Source organism: Sulfitobacter noctilucicola, assembly GCF_000622385.1.
GTDB lineage: Bacteria > Pseudomonadota > Alphaproteobacteria > Rhodobacterales > Rhodobacteraceae > Sulfitobacter > Sulfitobacter noctilucicola.
In genome coordinates this window covers 2,327,988-2,350,300 of sequence record NZ_JASD01000008.1, presented here as the reverse complement: position 1 = coordinate 2,350,300, position 22,313 = coordinate 2,327,988, and the positions used below count along the sequence as shown (strand labels likewise).

Annotated in this window: 22 protein-coding genes and 1 tRNA gene; 15 read left to right on the top strand and 8 right to left on the bottom strand. The window is 58.9% G+C overall.

The features are described 5' to 3' along the window. Nucleotides 1–5: 5 nt before the first annotated feature. From Z946_RS0115140 to ccoS, 6 genes are all read left to right on the top strand, one after another. Complete coding sequence (locus tag Z946_RS0115140) at nt 6–242, top strand: CcoQ/FixQ family Cbb3-type cytochrome c oxidase assembly chaperone (RefSeq protein ID WP_025056574.1); 237 nt, start codon at nt 6–8, stop codon at nt 240–242. Beyond that, the gene (gene ccoP / locus Z946_RS0115135; RefSeq protein ID WP_025056573.1) at nt 235–1,098 is read left to right on the top strand and encodes a cytochrome-c oxidase, cbb3-type subunit III; all 864 of its coding nucleotides are present in this window, start codon (nt 235–237) and stop codon (nt 1,096–1,098) included. Before Z946_RS0115140 ends, ccoP begins: the two co-directional genes overlap by 8 nt. 157 nt (nt 1,099–1,255) lie before the next feature. After that, on the top strand, nt 1,256–2,800 hold the full coding sequence (ccoG, locus tag Z946_RS0115130) for a cytochrome c oxidase accessory protein CcoG (RefSeq protein WP_025056572.1): 1,545 nt from the start codon (nt 1,256–1,258) through the stop codon (nt 2,798–2,800). After that, the gene (locus Z946_RS0115125; RefSeq protein ID WP_025056571.1) at nt 2,797–3,249 is read left to right on the top strand and encodes a FixH family protein; all 453 of its coding nucleotides are present in this window, start codon (nt 2,797–2,799) and stop codon (nt 3,247–3,249) included. The genes ccoG and Z946_RS0115125 overlap by 4 nt, the downstream gene beginning before the upstream one ends. After that, entirely contained in the window at nt 3,246–5,366 is a 2,121-nt protein-coding gene (locus Z946_RS0115120; protein WP_025056570.1) for a heavy metal translocating P-type ATPase, read from the top strand. Before Z946_RS0115125 ends, Z946_RS0115120 begins: the two co-directional genes overlap by 4 nt. Next, a complete protein-coding gene (gene ccoS, locus Z946_RS0115115) occupies nt 5,363–5,503 on the top strand; it encodes a cbb3-type cytochrome oxidase assembly protein CcoS (protein ID WP_025056569.1) in 141 nt (46 codons plus the stop codon). The genes Z946_RS0115120 and ccoS overlap by 4 nt, the downstream gene beginning before the upstream one ends. A gap of 2 nt (nt 5,504–5,505) precedes the next feature. On the opposite strand, the gene choV is transcribed toward ccoS, so the two are convergent. The 4 genes from choV to Z946_RS0115095 all read right to left on the bottom strand — a co-directional run bounded on the left by choV (nt 5,506) and on the right by Z946_RS0115095 (nt 9,482). Continuing rightward, a complete protein-coding gene (choV, locus tag Z946_RS0115110) occupies nt 5,506–6,519 on the bottom strand; it encodes a choline ABC transporter ATP-binding protein (RefSeq protein WP_025056568.1) in 1,014 nt (337 codons plus the stop codon). After that, nucleotides 6,516–7,349 (bottom strand): choline ABC transporter permease subunit, encoded by an 834-nt coding sequence (gene choW, locus Z946_RS0115105; RefSeq protein ID WP_025056567.1) that lies wholly within the window; start codon nt 7,347–7,349, stop codon nt 6,516–6,518. The genes choV and choW overlap by 4 nt, the downstream gene beginning before the upstream one ends. A gap of 73 nt (nt 7,350–7,422) precedes the next feature. Beyond that, complete coding sequence (gene choX, locus Z946_RS0115100) at nt 7,423–8,343, bottom strand: choline ABC transporter substrate-binding protein (RefSeq protein WP_025056566.1); 921 nt, start codon at nt 8,341–8,343, stop codon at nt 7,423–7,425. Nucleotides 8,344–8,549: 206 nt separating this feature from the next. After that, entirely contained in the window at nt 8,550–9,482 is a 933-nt protein-coding gene (locus Z946_RS0115095; RefSeq protein WP_025056565.1) for an acetamidase/formamidase family protein, read from the bottom strand. Between the two features lie 132 nt (nt 9,483–9,614). Here Z946_RS0115095 and Z946_RS0115090 point away from each other — a divergent pair, with 132 nt between their 5' ends. Beyond that, nucleotides 9,615–11,210 (top strand): gamma-glutamyltransferase family protein, encoded by a 1,596-nt coding sequence (locus Z946_RS0115090; RefSeq protein WP_025056564.1) that lies wholly within the window; start codon nt 9,615–9,617, stop codon nt 11,208–11,210. Nucleotides 11,211–11,268: 58 nt separating this feature from the next. On the opposite strand, the gene Z946_RS0115085 is transcribed toward Z946_RS0115090, so the two are convergent. The 3 genes from Z946_RS0115085 to Z946_RS0115075 all read right to left on the bottom strand — a co-directional run bounded on the left by Z946_RS0115085 (nt 11,269) and on the right by Z946_RS0115075 (nt 14,423). After that, the gene (locus Z946_RS0115085) at nt 11,269–12,447 is read right to left on the bottom strand and encodes a CaiB/BaiF CoA transferase family protein (RefSeq protein WP_025056563.1); all 1,179 of its coding nucleotides are present in this window, start codon (nt 12,445–12,447) and stop codon (nt 11,269–11,271) included. 31 nt (nt 12,448–12,478) lie between these two features. Beyond that, nucleotides 12,479–14,173 (bottom strand): GMC family oxidoreductase, encoded by a 1,695-nt coding sequence (locus Z946_RS0115080; protein ID WP_025056562.1) that lies wholly within the window; start codon nt 14,171–14,173, stop codon nt 12,479–12,481. 160 nt (nt 14,174–14,333) lie between these two features. Next, nucleotides 14,334–14,423: transfer RNA gene (locus Z946_RS0115075), tRNA-Ser, on the bottom strand. 231 nt (nt 14,424–14,654) lie between these two features. On the opposite strand from Z946_RS0115075, the gene Z946_RS0115070 reads away from it, so the two are divergent. Genes Z946_RS0115070 through Z946_RS0115035 form a run of 8 tightly spaced genes read left to right on the top strand, consistent with a single transcriptional unit; the run spans nt 14,655 to nt 21,820 of the window. Next, a complete protein-coding gene (locus Z946_RS0115070) occupies nt 14,655–15,542 on the top strand; it encodes an SPOR domain-containing protein (RefSeq protein ID WP_025056561.1) in 888 nt (295 codons plus the stop codon). Nucleotides 15,543–15,557: 15 nt separating this feature from the next. Further along, a complete protein-coding gene (locus Z946_RS0115065) occupies nt 15,558–16,727 on the top strand; it encodes a D-alanyl-D-alanine carboxypeptidase family protein (RefSeq protein WP_025056560.1) in 1,170 nt (389 codons plus the stop codon). Next, the gene (gene tmk / locus Z946_RS0115060) at nt 16,724–17,353 is read left to right on the top strand and encodes a dTMP kinase (protein ID WP_025056559.1); all 630 of its coding nucleotides are present in this window, start codon (nt 16,724–16,726) and stop codon (nt 17,351–17,353) included. The genes Z946_RS0115065 and tmk overlap by 4 nt, the downstream gene beginning before the upstream one ends. A gap of 40 nt (nt 17,354–17,393) precedes the next feature. Beyond that, nucleotides 17,394–18,506, top strand: a complete 1,113-nt coding sequence (locus Z946_RS0115055) for a DNA polymerase III subunit delta' (RefSeq protein ID WP_025056558.1) — start codon at nt 17,394–17,396, stop codon at nt 18,504–18,506. A gap of 37 nt (nt 18,507–18,543) precedes the next feature. Further along, nucleotides 18,544–19,350 (top strand): TatD family hydrolase, encoded by an 807-nt coding sequence (locus Z946_RS0115050; protein WP_025056557.1) that lies wholly within the window; start codon nt 18,544–18,546, stop codon nt 19,348–19,350. Continuing rightward, nucleotides 19,350–20,150, top strand: a complete 801-nt coding sequence (locus Z946_RS0115045; protein ID WP_025056556.1) for an MBL fold metallo-hydrolase — start codon at nt 19,350–19,352, stop codon at nt 20,148–20,150. Before Z946_RS0115050 ends, Z946_RS0115045 begins: the two co-directional genes overlap by 1 nt. 58 nt (nt 20,151–20,208) lie before the next feature. Next, a complete protein-coding gene (locus tag Z946_RS0115040; RefSeq protein ID WP_025056555.1) occupies nt 20,209–21,138 on the top strand; it encodes an AEC family transporter in 930 nt (309 codons plus the stop codon). A gap of 55 nt (nt 21,139–21,193) precedes the next feature. Beyond that, complete coding sequence (locus Z946_RS0115035) at nt 21,194–21,820, top strand: nucleoside/nucleotide kinase family protein (protein ID WP_025056554.1); 627 nt, start codon at nt 21,194–21,196, stop codon at nt 21,818–21,820. Between the two features lie 18 nt (nt 21,821–21,838). Here Z946_RS0115035 and Z946_RS0115030 read toward each other — a convergent pair whose 3' ends face one another. Beyond that, nucleotides 21,839–22,225 carry a carboxymuconolactone decarboxylase family protein gene (locus Z946_RS0115030; protein WP_025056553.1) on the bottom strand — a complete coding sequence of 129 codons (387 nt, stop codon included), beginning with the start codon at nt 22,223–22,225 and terminating at the stop codon, nt 21,839–21,841. Nucleotides 22,226–22,313: the final 88 nt, after the last annotated feature.

Sequence of the window (22,313 nt, the reverse complement as noted above, 5' to 3'; positions counted from 1 at the left end):
ACAGGATGGATACCTATTCCCTCTTGCGTCAGTTCGCCGACAGCTGGGTTCTGCTTGCCATGTTTGGTTTCTTTCTGGGCGCTGCAATCTGGGCATTTCTGCCAAGTCAACGCGGCGCGCGTGAAGATGCCAGCCAGATCCCGTTTCGCAATGAAACCCCCGAAAAGGTCTGTGTACAGGCCCGCGACACCACCACCGGCCAATCCTACGGTGACAAGACGAAAGGTCTGAGCAATGGCTGATAAAAAGATTGACGAACCAACCGGTGTCGAGACGACAGGCCATAGCTGGGACGGCATCGAAGAGCTGAACAATCCGCTGCCGCGTTGGTGGCTCTGGACGCTCTATGCTACGATCATCTGGGCAATCGGCTATACGATTGCCTACCCTGCGTGGCCGATGATTTCGGGGGCGACCAAAGGTGCGCTAGGCTATTCGACCCGCGGTCAGGTAGCGGTGCAAATCGCCGAACATGACGCGCAGAACGAAGGTCTGGTGGCCGAGCTGATCGCCGCCGATCTTGCGGAATTGCCGCCGACCAGCGACCTGCACCGTTATGCTGTCGCACGTGGTGCATCGGTTTTTCGCGCGCAGTGCAGCCAGTGCCACGGGTCCGGTGCGGCTGGTGCGGTCGGATACCCCAACCTGTTGGATAACGACTGGCTTTGGGGCGGTGATATCGAAAATATCTCCGCCACCATCGCGCATGGTGTACGTAACGCGACCGACGACGATGCGCGCTATTCCGAAATGCCTGCCTTTGACGAGATCCTGGAAGACGAGGAGATCGGCGCAGTGGTCGAATATGTGGCGAGCCTTTCCGCGTCCGAATTTGACGCATCACTGGCCGAGACGGGCGCAGAAGTCTTTGCCGATAACTGCTCTGCCTGTCATGGCGAGACCGCCGAAGGTGATCGTGACATGGGCGCTCCTAACCTTGCCGATGCCATCTGGCTCTATGGCGGGGACCGCGACACCCTTGAACAAACCGTGCGCTATTCACGCTACGGCGTGATGCCTGCATGGGGACAGCGTCTGCGCGACGAAGATGTGCGGGCCGTATCGGTCTATGTCCACGCTTTGGGTGGCGGCGAGTAACTTCATAGCACAGATACCCCGCCCGTCCACTGGCGGGGTATCCGGCCTCTGGCGCGACCTGTTCGCACTCTTCGCGCCAGAGGCCTTTTTATTGACCCAGATCAAGGTCGCCTAGACCGCCACGCGGTAGGCAGAGTAAGCGAACAGGAATCACTACATGTCAGAACCAGCACTCTACGCCCCTCAGGAACCAATCTTTCCGCGCCGTGTGTCCGGGAAATTCCGCCAGTTAAAATGGTGGATTATGATTTTCACCCTCGGGATCTATTACCTCACGCCGTGGATCAGATGGGACCGCGGGCCAAGCCTGCCCGATCAGGCGGTACTCGTAGATATGGCCAACCGCCGCTTCTATTTCTTCTGGATCGAAATCTGGCCACACGAATTCTACTTCGTCGCAGGCCTTTTGATCATGGCCGGTCTTGGCCTCTTTCTGTTTACGTCGGCCCTGGGGCGTGTCTGGTGCGGCTATACCTGTCCCCAGACCGTCTGGACCGATCTGTTCATTCTGGTCGAGCGCTGGATCGAGGGCGACCGCAACGCACGTGTGCGCCTTTACCGTGGGAAATGGGATTTGCACAAATGGCGTCTTCGCCTGACCAAATGGACGGTCTGGCTTGCCATTGCCATCGCGACAGGCGGTGCCTGGGTGTTCTATTTCACCGATGCGCCTACCCTGCTGAACGATCTCTTTACGTTCTCGGCCCATCCGGTGGCCTATGTCACAATCGCCGTGTTGACCGCGACCACCTTTGTCTTTGGCGGCTTCATGCGCGAACAGGTGTGCATCTATATGTGCCCTTGGCCGCGTATTCAGGCGGCAATGATGGACCCCGATACCATCACCGTGGCCTACCGCGAATGGCGTGGCGAGCCGCGAGGGAAAGGCAACGTTCGTCGCCGCGCGAAGGCTGAAGCAGAAGCCGCCGCTGCTGCAGCACAAGCGGCGGGACCAGGTGCGGCGCGCTATGCCGGTACACCCTACCCTGACCGGCTTCGCCAGGTTGGCGGGAACATGCCGGCAGGCGCTGATGCCGGCCCGGGCGACTGCATCGACTGCATGGCCTGTGTAAACGTCTGCCCTATGGGCATCGATATTCGTGATGGGCAGCAGATGGAGTGTATCACTTGCGCCCTGTGCATCGACGCCTGCGATGATGTCATGGACAAGATCGGCAAACCGCGAGGCCTGATCGGCTACCTCGCGCTGTCGGATGAACCCGCAGAGCGTGCGGGCGAGGATCCTGTGCCGGTCTGGCGACACGTCCTGCGACCGCGCACCCTGCTTTATACTGCCGCTTGGCTCGCCATCGGTCTCGGGCTTGTATACGCGCTGTTCATCCGCTCCGATATCGAGCTGACGGTCAGCCCGCTGCGCAACCCCACCTACGTGTTGCAATCGGATGGATCAGTGCGCAACATCTACGACGTACGCCTGCGCAACAAAGCCGGTGAAGACCGCCTGTTCCATATGAGCCTGAGCAGCGATGAAATACTGCGGATCGAGCTTGAAGGGGCAGACCGGCAACTGAACGTGCGGGTACCGGCGAATACGACCATCCTGCAACGCGTCTATGTAACCGCCCGACCAGATGACCCTGCGGCAACCAGTGCCACGACCGACCTGCGTCTTTGGGTCGAAGATGCTGACGCAGACATCCGCGCCAGCAAAGCCACAACCTTCAACGGGAGAGACCAATGATCACCGAAATCAAAGGATGGCATGTTCTGGCCGGATTCGTTCTGGCCTTCGGCATCATCATCACCGTGAACCTGACGCTGGCTTTCAATGCCGTGCGTACGTTTCCGGGGCTTGAGGTCAAGAACTCTTACGTTGCAAGCCAGTCTTTCGACGTCAATCGTACCGCGCAACTGGCACTCGGCTGGGACGTTTCCGCGCAACTCGACGGAGACAAGTTATCGTTGGTCATCAAAGAAGACGGCCGACCGATTTCTCCGCTGATTGAATCTGCGACCTTCGGGCGGGCAACACACGTCGGGCAGGATCAAGTCCCCGCGTTTGTGTTCGACGGCAAAGCCCTGCGCGCGCGGATCGAAGGCGGGAAAGGTAACTGGAACCTGCGGCTGAAGGCACGTTCGGCAGACGGGATACTGTTCGAACAACGCATTGTAGTTGAGGTGGTGTCGTGACATCTGCCTGCCCTGCCTGCGCGGCCGCTCCGCTGGCGCAGGAGCTGGCGACCACCGGCCCGGCGCTACAATTCTCCTTGCCCACCATTCACTGCGCCGCCTGCATCGGCAAGATTGAACGTGGTCTGGCGGACATTCCGGGCGTGGAACGCTTGCGGGTCAACCTGTCGCTGAAACGGTTGTCTGTCGAAGGACAGGTAGATCCTGCGCGTATTGAGACGGGTCTCGCCGCCCTCGGGTTTGAAGCTTATCCGCTCGACCTTGAAGCCTTGACAACGGCGCAGGATGATCAAGGGCGGATGCTGCTATTGCGTATGGCTGTTGCGGGCTTTGCGATGATGAACGTCATGCTTTTGTCCGTGGCGGTTTGGTCTGGTGCCGCTGATGCAACGCGCGATCTGTTCCATCTGATTTCTGCGGCGATTGCGCTGCCGGTTGTCGCCTATTCAGGCCAGCCCTTTTTTCAGAACGCGTGGTCCGCCTTGCGGGTAAGCCGCCTGAATATGGATGTGCCTATTTCGCTGGCGATACTGCTGGCCGCAGGAATGTCCCTGTTCGAGACGCTTAACGGCGGTGCACATGCCTATTTCGACGCGGCTTTGTCACTGACCTTTTTTCTGCTGATCGGTCGCTATATGGACCACCGCACCCGCAGTGCTGCACGTTCCGCCGCGAAGGAGCTGACAGCACTTGAAGTGCAGACGGCCGAAAGGATCACCCCCAAAGGCAACCAGACCGTGACTGCTGCCAGTCTTGTGATCGGTGACGAGGTTTTGGTGCCATCCGGTGCGCGGGTCCCTGTCGACGGGGTGCTCACCTGCGATCACGCACTGATGGACCGCTCCCTGCTTACCGGCGAAAGTGCGGCTGTTGCGCTCAAGCAAGGAGACGCACTCCAAGCGGGCGAGATCAATCTGGGCGCGCCGATGCAGATGCGTGCCTCTGCGGTTGGTGAAGACACCTCGCTGCGGCGGATGGCGGCGCTGATTGAGACCGCCGAAAACAGCCGCAACAGCTATACCGCGCTGGCGGACCGCGCTGCACAGATTTACGCCCCCGCAGTCCATCTGCTGGCGTTTGCGGCTTTTGTTGTATGGGTCGCCATCAATGGTGACGTGCGCCACGCGCTTAACATCGCGATTGCTGTGCTGATCATCACCTGCCCCTGTGCGCTTGGTCTGGCCGTTCCTGCTGTGTCCACGGCTGCGATTAGCAGGCTCTTTTCCGCAGGCTTTCTCGTCAAACACGCCACAGCTCTTGAGCGGCTTTGCGAAGTTGATCACATCGTCTTTGACAAGACAGGCACACTGACGCTGCCTGCGGTTGACCTCCCATACGCGCTCGGGTCTGAGGGGCGCGCCATCGCCAAGGCACTGGCACAGGCGTCTCACCACCCCCTGTCGAAAGCAGTTGTCAAAGCACTGCCTGATGTCATTCCGGCTGATCTGGAGATGCTTCGCGAAGTTACCGGACGCGGTGTTCAGGCGCGCATGGGCGACCGGATCGTACGGCTTGGGCGCGGCGAATGGCTTGGCGCGGATTTCAACGGCTTCGGTCTGCGTATCGGGGACGCGGACCCTGTCCGCTTTGACGCCGCTGAAACCCTCCGACCCGGCACCAAAGAAATGCTGTCCGGCCTGACCCTGCCAGGCGAGATCATTACAGGCGACGCGCACGCACCTGCCAACCGCATCTCGCAAGAGACCGGCCTGACCGTCACCGCCGATGCACGGCCTGAAGATAAACTTGCCCGACTTGATGCGCTTGCCGAACAAGGGCATCGCGTCCTGATGATCGGCGACGGGTTGAACGATACCGCGGCCCTTGCCCGCGCCCATGCCTCCATCGCACCTTCCACTGCGCTGGAAGCCTCGCGCAATGCTGCCGATGTTGTTGTCTTGAAAGAAAGTTTTGCGCAGGTGCCCTTGGTGATGCGGGTCGCACGGATGTCCGCCCTGCTGTCCAAGCAGAACTTCGCGATCGCAGCGCTTTATAACTTCATCGCTGTGCCAATCGCACTGGCGGGCTTTGCAACCCCTCTCGCGGCTGCATTGGCGATGTCGATCTCTTCGATTACAGTGTTGCTCAACTCTCAACGGATGAGGTTTGTGAAATGAATGTTCTGGTCATCCTGATCCCCGTATCGCTCATTCTGGGCGCAATCGGGCTTGTCGCGTTTCTGTGGACCGTACGGTCGGACCAATACGACGATGACAAAGGTAACGCGGCACGTATCTTGCTCGACGACGACTAGGTTTAGCCAAGCCTGTCGACGATAGATTGTGCCGTCACACTACCGACATCGACGCCATCTTCGGTGACGCGCAGCGCGGGGGTTGCATCGTCCAACTGCTCGATAAGCGCGGCAACAGGGGTTTCAGCACCCACGCCCGGCGCGCTTGTATCACCTAACGTTCCCATCACATCACGGGCAGTCAGCACGCCCAGCGGGTTCATGTTTGCCACAAACTCCGCCACGTAATCTGACGCGGGGTTCGAGAAAATCTCGCGCGGGGTGCCGACCTGAACGATGCGCCCCCCTTCCATGATGGCGATGCGGCCACCCAGCTTGAAAGCTTCGTCCAGATCGTGGCTTACAAAAATAATGGTCCGCTTCAGATCGCGTTGAAGATCAAGCAATTCGTCCTGAAGACGTGTACGGATCAGCGGGTCCAGCGCCGAGAACGGCTCGTCCATCAGAAGGATCGGCGCGTTGGTGACGAAGGCACGCGCCAGCCCGACACGCTGCTGCATCCCGCCTGACAAATCACCTACCTTACGGTCTGCCCAATCCGACAGCCCGACAAGGGCAAGCTGTTCGTCCGCGCGGGCCAGGCGTTCTTTCTTGGGCACATCCGCAAGCTCCAGCGCCAGCGCCACGTTATCACGGACAGTCCGCCACGGCAGCAGGCCGAACTGCTGAAAGACCATGGACACACATTCGCGCCGCACCCGCCGCAGATCACTGGACGAGCACCCCTGCACATTAGCGCTCCATGCCTCATCCGTCACATCAACGTGGCCCCGCACGACAGGGTTAAGGCCATTGACCGCACGCAGAAGCGTTGATTTCCCTGACCCCGAAAGCCCCATCAGCACGAGTATCTCACCGGCCTCTACCTCAAGAGAGCAGTTGTGAACCCCCAGCACCTGCCCCGTCGCCGCTTCAATCTCGGCACGGTCCTGCCCTGCATCCATCAGCGGCAGCGCTTTTTCAGGGTGATCGCCAAAGACGATAGAAACGTTGTTGAACGCGACAGCATTGCTCATTTGTTACCCACCCGCAGCATACGGTCCAACAGGATGGCGACGACCACGATGATCAGCCCGCTTTCAAATCCCAGACCTGTGTTTACAGAATTCAGCGCCCGCACTACCGGCACGCCCAGCCCGTCCGCCCCCACAAGTGCGGCAATCACCACCATCGACAGCGACAACATGATCGTCTGGTTTAACCCGGTCATGATCTGCGGCAGCGCATAGGGCAGCTCGATCTTCCACAAGGTCTGGCTCGGCTTTGCGCCAAAGGCCTGCGCGGCTTCAAGCAATGCCTTGGGCGTTGAAGATATCCCAAGTTGCGTCAAACGGATCGGAGCGGGCAGAACAAAAATCACTGTGGCGATAAGGCCCGGCACCATGCCGATCCCGAAAAAGACAATTGCGGGAATAAGATAGACGAAAGTCGGCAGGGTCTGCATCAAATCAAGCACAGGTGCCATAAATCGGTAGAGCTTGGGCCGGTGAGCGGCCGCGATACCTATAGGCACGCCAACCCCCATACAAACGACACAAGCCGACAGCACAAGCGTCAGGCTTTCCGTCGTTTCTTCCCAGTAATCCTGATTCAGGATGAACAGAAAACCAACGATGACCAGCAAGGGCGTCTTCCAGTTGCGCTGGATTAACCAAGTGAGTGCTGCGAAAGCGGCGATAATGATGAGCGGATGCGGCGTTTGCAGCACCCAGAGGATCGCGTCGATCAACCATTCCATCGCTAGCGCCAGCCCGTCAAAGAACCAGCCGCCATTGACCTGAAGCCAAGTGAAGGCCGTCTCGGCGATATCATCAACGGGTATCTTGTTTTCCGTCAGCCAGTTCATCGCGATCCCTTTATCTCAAATGCAAATGCCCGCCTACAGGTGCAGGCGGGCATCTTTGTAGTTGTGCCGTATCTTACTTCAGGCTTTCAGCCGCCGCCATCGCGTCGCCGCCATCCATTGTGGTCACACCGTCAAGCCAGCCGCCCAGAACGTCGGAGTTCGCTTTGATCCAGGCACCCGCCGCATCTGCAGGCTCTTCACCGTCATTCAGGATCGCGCCCATGATCTCGTTTTCCATCGCCAGCGTGAATTCCATGTTGTTCAACAACTTGCCTACGTTCGGGCATTCTTCAACATAGCCCGCGCGGGTGTTGGTATAGACGGTCGCACCACCCAGATTAGGACCAAAGAAATCATCGCCGCCTTCAAGATAGGTCAGCTCAAAGTTTGCGTTCATCGGGTGGGGTTCCCAACCAAGAAACACAATCGGCTCGCCGCGGTCGCTCAAGCGTTTCACCTGTGCCAGCATGCCCTGCTCGGATGATTCCTTGACCTCGAACTCAGCCAGATCAAATGCGTTATCGTCGATCATCGACTGGATCAGGCGGTTGCCGTCATTGCCGGGCTCGATCCCGTAGATCGTTTCGTCCAGCGCATCCGCGTTCGCCGCGATGTCGGCGAATGTCATGATACCCATGTCAGCCGCGGCCTTGTTCACAGCAAGTGTGTACTTAGCGCCGGCCAGATTGGCGCGGACGGTATCGACTGTGCCAGCTTCGCGGTAAGGGGCGATGTCGGCTTCCATTGTCGGCATCCAGTTGCCCAGGAACACATCAATGTCGCCTGCCGCCATGGAGGTGTAAGTCACCGGTACGGACAGAATTTTTGTTTCCGTCTCATAGCCCAGCGCCTCAAGCACAACGGAGGCCGCAGCGGTCGTCGCGGTGATGTCGGTCCAACCTACATCAGAAAAGGTCACCTTGCCGCATTCGGCGGCCATTGCGGCGCTGCCAAGGCCAAGCATCACGGCGGTGGTGGTCAAAAGACGTTTCATATCAAGAACTCCCGTTTATAGTTTATTCAGAACGTTACCCGTCCATCAGTTTTTTCGGCATCACAACATGGTACCGAACATCGCTGACTTGCAACCAATCATCACTGTTCGGCACATGGCAGCGTATAGGCCACGTATCCCCCTTATCCGCTTGCACTGCAAGCAACAGAAAACGGAGTTCATGGCTCAACGCTTTCGTGTGTCGTTCAGCTGCCGCCAGCCAAGTGTTTCGCCATCATCATATGCACCCCTTTTTCGCGGTTCACAGTTTGCGTAATCCGCAGATCACCGGCAAGCGAGCATAGCATATAGGCTTCGGCCCGCGTGATATCCAATCGGGCCGCCACAACAGTTATCATCCGGCGCAGTGCAATTTCTACGGCGCGGTCCAGATCGGCGTGCATGCCCATCGTGATGATGTGCTCCGGTGTCTCTGCCTCTGGGTAATCCACGTCTATATCTTTGCGCACTGTCAGACGAAAGCGCCCCTGCAAGGCCGTCTCAATCGCGGTCACGCACACCTCTCCGTCGCCTTGTGCACCATGCCCATCGCCACAGGAAAAGAGCGCCCCTTCAGCGTGGACAGGAAGATAAAGCGTACTGCCAGCGATTAACTCCTTGTTATCAAGGTTGCCGCCATGTGCGCGTGGCTCAATCGTAGAAATCCGCCCCCATCCGCGCGGAGGAGCAACGCCCATGACGCCAAAAAAGGGGGCAAGCGGCAATTCCGCGCCCCAAGGCAGTGATGCAATTCCGCGTTCTGCATCCAGCGGCAGAATCGTCAGATGGGTCTGGTCGAAATCAAGTGGCAGCGTCCCCGACAGCGGGCGGATCACATTGTACCCCCAGTCCTGTCGAAGCTGCACATCCAGAATGTCGATCTGCAGCACATCGCCCGCCTGCGCTTCGCGCACCGCGACAGGCCCCGTCAGGATATGGCCCGGCAGCGGCGGTGGACCGGCGGCGTGGATGTCCAGCAATTCGGGAGGCACGTAGAACCCGTCACCCGGCAGAACCTGCGGGGCACCGGACACTGTGTTGATTGTGATTTCCTGCCCGCTGTCGATCTCTGCCACCGGAGAACACGCAGCATCGAAATAGCCCCAGTGGCAGGTGTCGGGCGATGAATTCAGGATCATGTCATAAGGCTTTCACGGTTTGCGCATTTGCTGCTATCCAGTCTGACCCAATTTATCACCTGTGACGAGAGCCGCCTTGCGGGTACGGCACCGGCGACTATCATGCGCTTCAAATATCAAGGACGAACCCTCATGAAATTTCGCGCCCATTCCCCCTACCCGTCCCACCGTTCTGCCGTGATGGCAGACAACATGGTCGCCACCTCTCAGCCGCTCGCGGCCCAGGCAGGGCTTTCGATGCTGGCGTGCGGGGGTAACGCGGTGGACGCGGCCCTTGCAGCCGCGATTGCGCTCACGGTGGTGGAGCCGACGGGCAACGGGATCGGATCGGATGCCTTTGCGATCCTGTGGGACGGGACGGAGTTGCACGGGCTCAACGCCTCGGGTCGCTCTCCGGCGGCATGGGATACTGCACGATTTGAGGGGCTGGCGGATATGCCCTATCGCGGTTGGGAAAGCGTGACCGTGCCCGGTGCAGTCTCCGCTTGGGTGGCGCTTTCGGAGCGGTTTGGTGCTCTGCCCTTTGCCGACCTGTTTGCGCCCGCGATCGGATACGCGCGCGACGGTTTTCCCATCTCTCCTATCATCGCGACCCTTTGGGCGCGGGCGGCTGAGGAGTTGGGTGACCAGCCCGGGTTTGCCGCTTGTTTTATGCCAGAGGGACGCGCGCCACGTGCCGGTGAATACTTCAAAAGCTCCGGACATGCGCGCAGCCTTTCGTTGATCGCCCAGACCAAAGGCAAAGCATTCTATGAGGGTACATTGGCGCAGGAAATTGCAGCCTTTGCCGCGCAACACGGCGCAACACTGAGCGAGGGCGACCTTGCCGCACACGCACCTGAATGGTGCGGCACGATATCCAAGAGTTTCGATGATGTGACCTTGCACGAAATTCCGCCCAACGGTCAGGGGATTGCCGCGCTCATGGGGCTTGGCATTTTGTCACAAACCAACCTGCGTGATCTCGACCCGGAAGATCCGCGTGCATTCCACCTACAGATAGAGGCGATGAAACTGGCCCTGCGCGATGCAGAAAGCTACGTGGCGGATGGACCGGAGATGAAGGATATCACGACGCAAGACTTGCTTGATGATAGCTATCTGGCGGCGCGTGCACGGCTGATTGATCCGGATCGCGCGACTGATTTCGGTGCGGGCGCTCCAAAGCAGGGCGGGACGGTCTACCTGTCAGCGGCGGATGCGTCTGGCATGATGGTGTCTTTCATCCAGTCGAACTATGCTGGATTTGGCTCTGGCGTGGTGGTGCCGGACACGGGGATCGCGTTGCAAAACCGTGGGGCGGGGTTTGTGCTTGATCCGGCGCATCCCAATTGTGTCGGCCCGAACAAGCGTCCCTTTCATACAATCATTCCGGGGTTCCTGATGCAGGGAGATAGCCCGTTGATGAGTTTTGGCGTGATGGGTGGCCCGATGCAGGCACAAGGGCATGTCCAGATGGTTCTCCGGACACAGCTGTGGGGACAGGACGTGCAGATGGCCGCGGATGCTCCCCGCTGGCGGGTTACTGACGGGTTGGGTGTCGCCTGCGAGACGACTTTGCCGGAAAGCACAATTGCGGCGTTGCGAACGATGGGCCACGTTATATCGCTTGAGGCCCCTGATAACGCCTTCGGTTTTGGTGGTGCGCAACTGATCCACCGGCTTGGCCCGCGCGGTTATGCCGGCGGGTCCGATCCGCGCAAGGATGGTGCGGCTATCGGGTTCTGAAATCTTTTGAAGTGTTAGTGGCGGGGATGCCCCTGCCCACCGCAAACATCAGCCTCCTTCAGATGACGCCACCTTTCCTGAATGCCTCGATCTCGTCTTCGGTATAGCCCAATCCTGCCAGCACCTTCGTGGTCTGCTCGCCCAGTGCCGGAACGGGATCCATTCGGGGGGTGTAGCCGTCAAACCCACCGGGCGGCAAAAGCGCAGGCACTTCACCTGCAGGCGATCCGACCGATGCCCACCGCCCGCGCGCCTGAAGTTGCGGGTGGTTCCATAAGTCGGCCATCTCGTTCAGGCGCGCATTGGCGATCCCTGCCCCTTGCAGCCGTGCAATCACCTGTTCGCCATTCAGCGGCGCAAAGGCCGCGACGATGATATCGGTCAAAGCCACGCGGTGCTGTGTCCGTCCCGCGTTGCTGTTAAACCGCGCGTCTTCACGCAGCGCGGGTTGGCCAAGGACATCGTCACAGAAAACCGCCCATTCCCGTTCATTCTGTAACCCCAGAATAACGACGGACCCGTCCCCTACAGGAAACGGCCCATAGGGAAAAATGGTGGAGTGACTGGCCCCTGCCCGTGCAGGCGGCGATGCATCGTCATATGCGTAATACATCGGATAGCTCATCCACTCCGCGAGCGCCTCCAGCATCGAAATCTCGATGTTGCATCCTTTGCCAGTTGTGCCGCGCTGGATAAGGGCTGCAAGAATATTCGAATAGGCATACATTCCCGCCGCGATATCGCCGATGGACACACCTGCCTTGCTGGGTGTCTCTGCCGTGCCTGTAACCGATAACAGTCCCGCCTCGGCCTGAACCAAAAGGTCATAGGCCTTGCGGTCGCGGTACGGGCCATCGGGCCCGTAGCCCGAGATGTTGCAGACGATGAGACGCGGATGGCGGACGGATAATTCCTCATATCCCAACTTCAACCGCGACGCGGCACCCGGAGCCAGATTTTGCAGCAGAATGTCAGCCTGTCCCACCAACCGGTCCAGCACATCGCGGGCCGCGGGATGTTTGACGTCCAGTGTCAGGCTTTCCTTTGATCGGTTGGTCCAGACAAAATGGGACGCCAGCCCTTTTACCCGGGTGTCGTACCCTCTCGCGAAATCGCCGGCACCCGGCCGTTCGACCTTGATCACCCGCGCACCGAGATCCGCCAGTTGCCTGCTGGCAAAAGGCGCAGCAACAGCGTGCTCGAACGCAAGGACGGTGATCCCGTCGAGCGGTCTCATGTGCGGTTCATCGTTTTCATGGCATGGATTGTCATACAAACCCCTGTTCTGTGGTGTCGTGTTTCGCCGCCAGTATCCACCGTGCCGCCTTTTCAGCAATCATGATGGTTGGTGAGTTTGTATTCCCGCTGGTGATTTCGGGCATGATCGAAGCATCTACCACCCGGAGCCCCGCCACACCCTTGACCCGCAAATGCGGATCCAGCACCGCGCTATCATCATCGGTGGCACCCATCTTCACAGTGCCCACAGGATGAAAGATCGTGCTGGCGATGTCGCCCGCGAGATGCGCCAGCTCCTCATCCGTTTGGTACTGCACACCCGGTTTAAATTCTTCAACCGCGTAGGGCTGCATCGCAGGTTGCGCCATGATTTCACGAACCTGCCTCAAACTATCTGCGGCAACTTTCCGGTCCTCTTCCGTATCAAGGTAATTCGGCGTGATCTTGGGCGCATCGCGGAAATCGCCCGAAGCTATGCGTACATGACCACGGCTGGTCGGATTGAGGTTACATACGCTTACTGTCATGGCGGGGAAATCATGCAGGTCCTCACCAAATGCCTCAAGGCTGAGAGGTTGCACATGGTATTGCAGATTGGCGTGACTACGGCTTGGGTCCGACCGCGTAAAAGCCCCCAGCTGGCTTGGGGCCATACTCATGGGGCCGGAACGTTTCAGAAGGTATTCCAGACCGATCTTTGCTTTGCCCATCAGCGAGTTGGCCAGCGAATTCATGGTTTTTGTGCCCGTTACTTTGAACACCGCGCGGATTTGCAGATGATCTTGCAGGTTTTCACCGACGCACGGTTGATCCAGGACCACGTCGATACCGTGTTGCTGTAGAAGTTTTGCAGGGCCGATACCGGACAATTGCAATATCTGTGGGGAGTTGACCGCACCGGCTGACAGAACCACCTCTCGTGCAGCCTTTACTGTCGTCGACGTGCCCGCACGGTGCACTATTGCACCGATACAGCGCAGGCCACCTGCGTTTGCGCGATCAAAGATCAGCTTTTCGACCTGCGCCTCAGTCCAGATGGTCAGGTTTTCCCGTTTCTTTGCAGGTCGCAGGAAAGCTTTTGAAGTGTTCCAGCGCCAGCCGGACCGCTGGTTCACATCGAAGTAGCCTACCCCCGCATTGTCACCGCTATTGAAATCTTCCGTCTTGCGGATACCCTTTTGCACTGCCGCATCGGAAAAACTGTCCAGCACATCCCAGCGAAGGCGCTGTTTCTCAATTCTCCATTCGCCACCGTGGCCGTGCATGTCTGAAAAACGGGAGTTGTCGCCAGTGGCAGGGTCGGCCCCGTCATCAAGTTTGTAATGGTCTTCGTGCGCTTTGAAATCTGACAGCGCGTTCTGCCAATTCCATTCAGGCTCATCCGTCAAAGCGGCCCAATTGTCATAGTCACGCGCCTGTCCGCGCATGTAAATCATACCGTTGATCGACGAACATCCCCCCAACGTCTTTCCGCGCGGATACAGCAAACTGCGCCCGTTCAGTCCGTCAACAGCTTCGGTTTTGTACATCCAGTCTGCACGCGGATTACCGATGCAATAGAGGTAACCCACAGGAATATGAAACCACGGGTATCTGTCGGGTTTGCCTGCCTCCAACAGCAACACGCGGTTTGCCGGATCAGCGCTAAGCCGATTGGCCATCAAACATCCGGCAGACCCGGCACCAATAACAATAAAGTCGAATTCGTTTGCGCCGTCTCTCATAGCTTAATGACCACCTCATCCCGTCACGGATAAACGTATGGCAGTTATCGACGGAGGAACAGCGCGCTTGCCGGTGGAAAATCCGCGGCATCCCAAAAAGCACCAAAAACAGAAAAAGGCCGCCAAGGGCGACCTCATCAAATTTGAACCAGTAAAGTGCTGGCGGAGGCTCAGGGATTCGAACCCTGGGGACGCTCTCACGCCCGCCGGTTTTCAAGACCGGTGCATTCGACCACTCTGCCAAACCTCCGCAGCCCGACCCTCCTAATCTGCTAAAATTGATTCGGCAAACCACGAAATGCGTTCATCGCAACTTACCCTGCGCCCATGGGGAAAATTGCCGATCTGACTTCCGCGGCCTTTTCAGGTGGGACGATGCAGGTTAGGGTGCAGCCAAGATCCTCTTGAGGGGACCCAAAGTGTGCCGTTTAGTGCGGCGGAATGAGGCCTGAACAGGCCCACAGGCAAGGACGACACGACGATGAGCAGTCTCACGCATAACAGGCGGCCCGCGCGCAAAGCGGTCAGAATTTACGGCGCGGCGATGCTTGCAGCAATCGTTCTTGCGGGATGTGACGAGAACGGAAAATTCAGCCTGCCGCTGCCGCAGGGTAATGCGAACGCGAGCACCGCAGGCACCACGAAATCCACAAAACTGGTCGAGCGCGACGTCGAAGCGCCGGAAGTTTTCTCTGTGACTGATCAAGGGCTCTGGGACGGTCGGCCGTCACTGGGCGGCGTCTGGGTCGCGCACCCTGACGTGAGCGATCCCGAGCGTGTTATCATCCGCAACGAAGCGAACGGTAAGTTTGTGATCGGAGCACTTTTCCGCAAGGAACGTGATCTGCCGGGACCAAAGCTGCAGATGTCGTCAGATGCTGCGGCCGCCCTGTCGGTGCTTGCCGGCGCCCCTGCCCCGCTGAATGTCACCGCGCTACGGCGTGAGGAAACGGCAGAGCCTGCCGAGGTCGAAGTGTCAGAAGCCGAGACCGTCGCGGCAGCACCTGCTGTGACAGAAACATCGCTTGATCCCATCGCCGCGGCCGGTGCAGCGATCGAGACAGCCCCCGCCAATGCGACGGCCGCAGCTGCTGCATCTGCACCCAAACCTGCGGCACCCCGTCCGACATCTTCGCTCGCGAAACCGTTTGTCCAGCTGGGCATCTTCAGTGTCGAGGCCAATGCCAACCGCGTGGCAAAGCAGATGCGTGGTGCCGGTATGATACCTTCCGTGAAACAGTCGCAGATTAACGGCAAGCCGTTCTGGCGCGTGGTTGTAGGACCGGCAAGCAGTAAATCCGAGCTGAACAATCTTCTTAAAGCCATTAAGGCCGAAGGCTTCTCTGATGCCTATGCGGTCTCCAATTAACGGGAGCCTGTCCCTATGATCCGCCTTCTTGCTGCCAGTCTGGCGCTGATCCTTACCACCCTGTCCGCCGCTGCGTTCGAGACAAAGGCGACTGCCGCCTATGTGATCGACCAGACGACAGGCACCGTACTGCTTGCAAAAAACGCCGACGATCCGTTGCCGCCTGCCTCGATGTCGAAACTGATGACGCTTTACATGGCGTTTGAAGCGGTCACGAGCGGCAGGCTCAAGATCGACGAAGCGTTGCCGGTTTCTTCTGCGGCCTCTGCCTACGGCGGTTCAACGATGTTCCTGCGCGAAGGCGAACGTGTAACGGTCGAAGACCTGCTGCGGGGCATCATCGTGCTGTCCGGCAACGACGCCTGCGTGGTTATCGCCGAGGCTCTTTCGGGAACCGAGAACCGCTTTGCGCGTGACATGACCATGCGCGCACAGCAGATGGGTATGACTAACTCTACCTTCATGAATTCCAATGGCTGGCCGAAACCCGGCCACCGGATGTCGATGCGCGATCTCGGGCTTCTTGCGAACCGCCTGATTTCAGACTTCCCGCAGTTCTACCCGATGTTTTCGGAACAGGAATTCATGTTCGATGAAAACGAAAGCTCCAACCGGTTCAACCGCAACCCGCTGTTATCTTTGAACATTGGCGCAGATGGCCTCAAGACGGGCCACACGCAAGAAGCAGGTTACGGCCTTGTCGGTAGTGCCAAACAGGGCGACCGCCGTGTGATCTTTGTGATTTCGGGACTGGAATCAGCTGCTGCACGCGCCCGGGAATCCGAAGCAATTGTGAACTGGGCGTTCCGGCAGTTTGCCGTGCGCAGCATCGGCGATGAAGGCACACAGATTGCGCAGGTCCCTGTCGCGCTTGGGACGGTTGATAGCATCGGCGTCGAATTGATGGAGCCGTTGTCGATCCTTGTGCCGATCGGCCCCTCGACACAGATTAACGCCGAGGTCATCTATCGCGGCCCCCAGCAAGCCCCTATCGCTAAAATGCCGGAAAGTCCGCGCAATACACCGTTTGCGGAACTCCTTATCACCCGTGAGGATTTGCCGGACGTGCGCGTGCCACTGCGTCCCTCAACAGATGTGCCGCCCGGTGGATTTATGGTGAAAGTGACAGCAGCAGCGAAACACCTGCTTGCGCGATTGAACGCCGGACCGCAGGACGCTTCGTGAGCGGCACCGGTCTGTTTATCAGTTTTGAAGGCATCGACGGATCGGGCAAATCGACCCAGGCCCGTTTGCTGGCGGATCACCTTATTGCCAAGGGGCGTGATGTTGTTCTAACACGGGAGCCTGGCGGTTCTCCGGGGGCTGAGGAAATCCGCGCGCTCGTGCTGCAAGGCTCACCCGACCGCTGGTCCGCCGAGACAGAGATCCTCTTGTTTACGGCAGCACGGCGCGATCACCTGGAACGTACCATTCAGCCTGCTCTTGATGCGGGCAAGGTTGTGATCTGTGACCGCTTTGCAGATTCCACGCGGATGTATCAGGGGCTGTCGCGCGGCGATCTGCGTGGCACAGTCGATAACCTTCACCGCCTCATGATCGGAGTGGAGCCGGACCTCACGCTTCTGATCGACATGCCCCCTGACCAAGGGTTGTCACGTGCGCTTTCGCGCCAAGGTGTAGAGGAACGGTTCGAAGAATTCGGCGAAGACCTGCAAAAAGCCATGCGCGCCGGTTTTCTTGATCTTGCCACCGAATTTCCGGAGCGTTTCATCAAGATCAACGGAGCCCAGGAGATCGACGCCGTTGCCGCAGACGTGGCCCGCGCCGTTGATGCACGATTGGTCGCCTGAGCCGCCTTTCTTCCACCCGCAAACCTGCTAAACCCGCACCATGAGTGATGAAACACCACAACCGGACCGCGTCGAAGGTGCCCTGCACCCGCGCGACACCGTTCGCCTGATCGGTCAGGACGCGGCAGAAGCCGCGTTTCTGGAAGCTTTTAACAGCGGCAAACTGCATCATGCGTGGATGTTGACCGGTCCGCGCGGCGTCGGAAAAGCAACGCTGGCATGGCGCATTGCCCGTTTCCTGCTTGCGACACCAGCCGATGATGGCGGCATGTTTGCGGCCCCTACTCCGTCAACTCTAGACATTGACGCCTACCATCCGGTCGCCCGACGTATTGCGGCGGGTGGTGAAGGTGCGCTGAAGTCCGTCACGCGCAGCATCAATCCCGACACCAAGCGGATGCGCAAGCAAATCGTGGTGGACGACATCCGAGCGCTGAACGGTTTTTTCCAGATGTCGGCCGCTGATGGCGGACGGCGCGTGGTCATCATCGACGACGCCGACGAGATGAACGTGAATGCGGCCAACGCGTTGCTCAAGATGCTCGAAGAGCCGCCGGAGCGATCAATACTTCTGTTGCTCAGTCACCAACCATCGAGTCTGTTGCCCACCATCCGCTCGCGCTGTCGCACCCTCCGGCTGGGCACGCTTGATCCCGCACAAATGGCAGAGGCGCTTGAGGCAAGCGGCGTTGAGACCAGCGGCGATGCTGCCGCTCTGGCAGAGCTTTCTGGCGGTTCCGTTGGTGGTGCCCTGCGCTTGTCGCTGATGGGTGGGCAGGCGATCTATGCCGAACTTGTCGCCCTCATGGGGACCCTGCCCCGCATGGACCGTGCGCGTGCGATTAAACTGGCGGAAGCCGCCGCTCAGCGCGGTGCCGAAGAAAAGCTGTCGCTGCTGTTCACGCTGATTGACTTGTTACTGGCCCGTCTGGCCCGCACAGGGGCCACGGGCGCTCCTCCCCCAATAGAGGCTGCCCCACACGAGGCCGAGATGCTTGGCCGCCTGTCGCCCACGATGGCGCAGGGCCGCATCTGGGCAGAAGTGGCCCAAACGATTTCCGCACGTGCACAGCACGGACTGGCGGTGAACCTTGACCCTGCCGCACTGGTCCTAGATACCCTGCAACGAATGGGTGAATGTGCACCCCGATAGAATGCACTCCGTACAGCCACGAGGCCGCGCCGCAGGTATGACCGACATTCCCCAGATCACAGACAGCCACTGTCATCTCGACTTTCCCGACTTTGAAGGTGAACTGCCGGAAATTGTTACCCGCGCCACTGATGTCGGGGTCACGCGTATGGTGACGATCTGCACCAAACTGCGTCAGGCGGATGCAGTGCGGGCAATTTCAGAGGCCCATGCGCCGGTCTTCTGGGCGGCCGGCACGCACCCGATGTCTGCCGCGTCAGAGCCGTTGGTGAGCGCCGACGATTTGATAGCACTTGCCGCACACCCCAAAATGGTCGGGATTGGTGAGACAGGTCTTGATTACCACTACACCGCCGACAGCGCCGATGTTCAGAAAACGTCGCTACGAATTCATATTGATGCGGCGCGCCAGACCGGCTTGCCGCTTATTATCCACGCCCGTGATGCGGACGAAGACATGGCACAAATCCTTGCGGAAGAGCACCGTAACGGAGCTTATAGCTGCGTCATGCACTGCTTTTCCTCCTCACCAGAGTTGGGGCGGGCCGCGCTTGATCTGGGCTTCTACCTTAGTATGTCGGGCATCACGGCTTTCCCGAAATCGGCTGACCTGAGAGATATTTTTGCCGCCGCGCCCCTGGACCGCATTCTGGTCGAAACAGACGCGCCCTATCTCGCGCCGCCGCCCAAGCGCGGCAAGCGCAACGAGCCGGCCTACACCGCTCATACTGCACGCCGCGCGGCTGAGACATTCGGGCTCGACTACGCAGAATTTGCCGCCGCCACGCAGGCCAACTTTGATCGGCTGTTCAGCAAAGCGGCCGCCTATAAAGAGGCCGCATGATGGATGAGATGCGCCTAACAATATTGGGTTGCGGTTCTTCCGGCGGGGTTCCGCGGCTTGGAGGCCATTGGGGAGCCTGCGATCCGGACGAGCCAAAGAACACACGCCGCCGCTGCTCCATTCTGGTGGAACGGGTGCGGGAGGCGGGGACGACAAGTGTCCTGATTGATACCTCCCCAGATATGCGCAGCCAGCTTCTGGATGCCGGTGTCGGGCGGCTTGACGGTGTCCTTTATACCCACGCCCACGCGGATCATGTTCACGGGTTGGACGATCTGCGCATGATCGTGATCAACATGCGCGCCCGCCTTCCGGTCTGGGCCGATGCACCGACCAAGGCTGCCCTGCTGGACCGGTTCGGATATGCTTTTGTGCGGCCAGAGGGGTCGATGTATCCCCCCATTCTGGATCTCAACGAGATTGACGGCGAAGTGGCAGTAAAAGGTCCGGGTGGCACATTGCGCTTTACGCCGTTTTTGGTGAACCACGGCGGCATGGATGCCTTGGGTTTCCGCGTCAATGATGTGGCATACCTTCCGGATGTTGCAGCGATACCGGAAGACGTCTGGCCGCATCTGCGTGGATTGCGCTGCTGGATCGTCGACGCGCTGCGCCGCGAGCCACATCCCACCCACAGCCACCTAGCCCAAACTCTGGACTGGATCGCAGATGTGGCACCGGAACACGCTGTGCTGACCAACATGCACAATGATCTGGACTATGCCACCATCGCCGCGGAGACTCCCGACCACATCGACCCCGCCTTCGACGGAATGGTGCTGAAATTTCCGCTTTCGTGATGTTGGTGTTCTAAGACGACCCAAGCGCCGTTTGATCGGCCCAAACCAAGGCCACTACGTGCAAACCCTTCTCGAAGTTATTCTGCCGGTCTTTCTTGTCATCGGATTTGGCTATGTCGCCGTATGGCGGGAATGGTTTCCGATCTCTGGCATCGACGGGGTGATGCGGTTCACGCAGAATTTCGCGATCCCCTGCCTGCTGTTTCAGGCCATCGCCAAGATTGACCTGCAAGCATCCTTCAATCCGGCTTTGCTTGTCAGCTTTTACACTGGTGCGACCTTGTGCTTTATAATCGGGATCTTTGGTGCACGGTTCGTGTTCAAACGGGACTGGGAAGACTGCGTCGCTATCGGGTTCTGTGCGCTCTTTTCCAATACTGTTCTTTTGGGCCTGCCCATCGCGGAACGTGCCTATGGTCCGGATGCGCTGACGGGCAACTTTGCGATTATCGCCTTTCATTCCCCTTTCGGCTACGGCGTGGGCATTACGGTCATGGAGATCGTGCGCAATCGCGGACAATCACCGCTGGCGCTGGCGCGTTCAGTCGGGCGGGCAATGTTCCGCAACGCACTCGTGCTTGGTGTCTTGGGTGGCTTTGCGATGAACCTGTCGGGGTTTGCGATCCCGTCTGTTGTGGATGACGCCCTGTCTTTGATCGTTCGCGCGGCCCTTCCCGCCGCACTCTTTGCGCTTGGCGGCGTGTTGATCCAGTACAAACCGGAAGGTGATATGAAGGCCATCGCAATGGTTTGTACGCTGACGTTGCTGGTGCATCCGGCGATCACCTGGGTGATCGGGACCTCGCTTGCCCTTGATCAGGATTTGTTCCGTGCGGCCGTGCTGACAGCGGCGATGGCACCCGGTTTTAACGCGTATATCTTCGCCAATATGTACGGTCGCGCCCGCCGCGTTGCGGCCTCCGCTGTGCTGATCTCCACCGCTGCGTCAGTATTTTCGGTCTGGTTCTGGTTGTCGGTGCTGGGTTAAGCCGTCATTCTGAGGCAAACGAGCCATCGCGGCGCTGCTTAAACGGAGCACGGAAATGAAGTCTGATCCAAGGTCCAATGTCGACCATCTGCTGCCCTTGGTCATGAACGCCCCGCGTCAAGGCACACGCCGTGTCGTCGCGATTGCGGGTCCGCCCGCCAGCGGGAAGTCAACACTGGCCGAGGCGTTGGTCGCCGCATTGAACGGCGCAGGATGTGCAACGCAGCTCGTGCCGATGGATGGCTTTCATCTGGACAATCGCATCTTGTCGGAACGCGGACTGCTGAACCGCAAGGGCGCGCCGGAAACCTTCGACGCCGAAGGTTTGCTGAGGCTTGTCGGCTTGCTTGGCTCAGACCTCGATCTTTACTATCCCGTCTTTGATCGCGCTCTTGATCTGTCTATCGCGGGGGCCGGATACATCTCCCCGCAGACAGATACCATTGTAATCGAAGGGAACTACCTGATGATGCAGGCTCCAATCTGGGCCGATATGGAAACGCACTGGGATTTGTCCATCAGCATCACCTGCCCCCCTGACGTTCTGGAAGAGCGCCTTATCCAACGGTGGCTCGATCACGGCCTTGCGGAAGATGCTGCACGGGCGCGGGCAGAAGAAAACGACCTGCCCAACGCCCGCCTGATTGCGGCGTCGATGGGTCCGGCTGATGTCACCCTTTAAAGATAACCTTCACCACCTTTAAACTTCTTCTGCCTCCAGCACCCGTTTGGCAACGCGGAAGCATTCCAGTGCCTGAGGCACGCCGCAATAGATGCCGATAACGTGGATAATGGCTCGAATTTCCTCTTTGCTGACACCGTTGTTCACCGCGCCTTTGCAGTGCACCTCCCATTCAGTCATCTTTCCCAAGGCCCCGATCATCGACAGGTTCATCATTGACCGCGTTTTTGCGTCGATCACGTCATCTCCCCAGCCGAAGCCCCAGCACCAAGCGGTCATTGCCTCCTGAAACGGTCTGGTAAAATCATCCGCTGCTGCAAGGTTACGCTCCACGTACTCCGCACCAAGCGTCTTTTTACGCTTCTCCAATCCTTTAAGGAAGAGATCCTCGTCAAAGCTGCCCATCTTCTATCCTCCCGATTTGATGCCCCATGGTTGCCAAACAGCATTTGATCTACAAGCGCTATCGGTCCTGCGTATTAGCAGGTGACCC

Coding starts and splice junctions, on each gene's coding strand:
- Z946_RS0115140 (WP_025056574.1), top strand. CDS start 6: ATGGATACCTATTCCCTCTTGCGTCAGTTCGCCGACAGCTGGGTTCTG.
- ccoP (WP_025056573.1), top strand. CDS start 235: ATGGCTGATAAAAAGATTGACGAACCAACCGGTGTCGAGACGACAGGC.
- ccoG (WP_025056572.1), top strand. CDS start 1,256: ATGTCAGAACCAGCACTCTACGCCCCTCAGGAACCAATCTTTCCGCGC.
- Z946_RS0115125 (WP_025056571.1), top strand. CDS start 2,797: ATGATCACCGAAATCAAAGGATGGCATGTTCTGGCCGGATTCGTTCTG.
- ccoS (WP_025056569.1), top strand. CDS start 5,363: ATGAATGTTCTGGTCATCCTGATCCCCGTATCGCTCATTCTGGGCGCA.
- choV (WP_025056568.1), bottom strand. CDS start 6,519: ATGAGCAATGCTGTCGCGTTCAACAACGTTTCTATCGTCTTTGGCGAT.
- choW (WP_025056567.1), bottom strand. CDS start 7,349: ATGAACTGGCTGACGGAAAACAAGATACCCGTTGATGATATCGCCGAG.
- choX (WP_025056566.1), bottom strand. CDS start 8,343: ATGAAACGTCTTTTGACCACCACCGCCGTGATGCTTGGCCTTGGCAGC.
- Z946_RS0115095 (WP_025056565.1), bottom strand. CDS start 9,482: ATGATCCTGAATTCATCGCCCGACACCTGCCACTGGGGCTATTTCGAT.
- Z946_RS0115090 (WP_025056564.1), top strand. CDS start 9,615: ATGAAATTTCGCGCCCATTCCCCCTACCCGTCCCACCGTTCTGCCGTG.
- Z946_RS0115085 (WP_025056563.1), bottom strand. CDS start 12,447: ATGAGACCGCTCGACGGGATCACCGTCCTTGCGTTCGAGCACGCTGTT.
- Z946_RS0115080 (WP_025056562.1), bottom strand. CDS start 14,173: ATGAGAGACGGCGCAAACGAATTCGACTTTATTGTTATTGGTGCCGGG.
- Z946_RS0115070 (WP_025056561.1), top strand. CDS start 14,655: ATGAGCAGTCTCACGCATAACAGGCGGCCCGCGCGCAAAGCGGTCAGA.
- Z946_RS0115065 (WP_025056560.1), top strand. CDS start 15,558: ATGATCCGCCTTCTTGCTGCCAGTCTGGCGCTGATCCTTACCACCCTG.
- Z946_RS0115055 (WP_025056558.1), top strand. CDS start 17,394: ATGAGTGATGAAACACCACAACCGGACCGCGTCGAAGGTGCCCTGCAC.
- Z946_RS0115050 (WP_025056557.1), top strand. CDS start 18,544: ATGACCGACATTCCCCAGATCACAGACAGCCACTGTCATCTCGACTTT.
- Z946_RS0115045 (WP_025056556.1), top strand. CDS start 19,350: ATGGATGAGATGCGCCTAACAATATTGGGTTGCGGTTCTTCCGGCGGG.
- Z946_RS0115035 (WP_025056554.1), top strand. CDS start 21,194: ATGAAGTCTGATCCAAGGTCCAATGTCGACCATCTGCTGCCCTTGGTC.
- Z946_RS0115030 (WP_025056553.1), bottom strand. CDS start 22,225: ATGGGCAGCTTTGACGAGGATCTCTTCCTTAAAGGATTGGAGAAGCGT.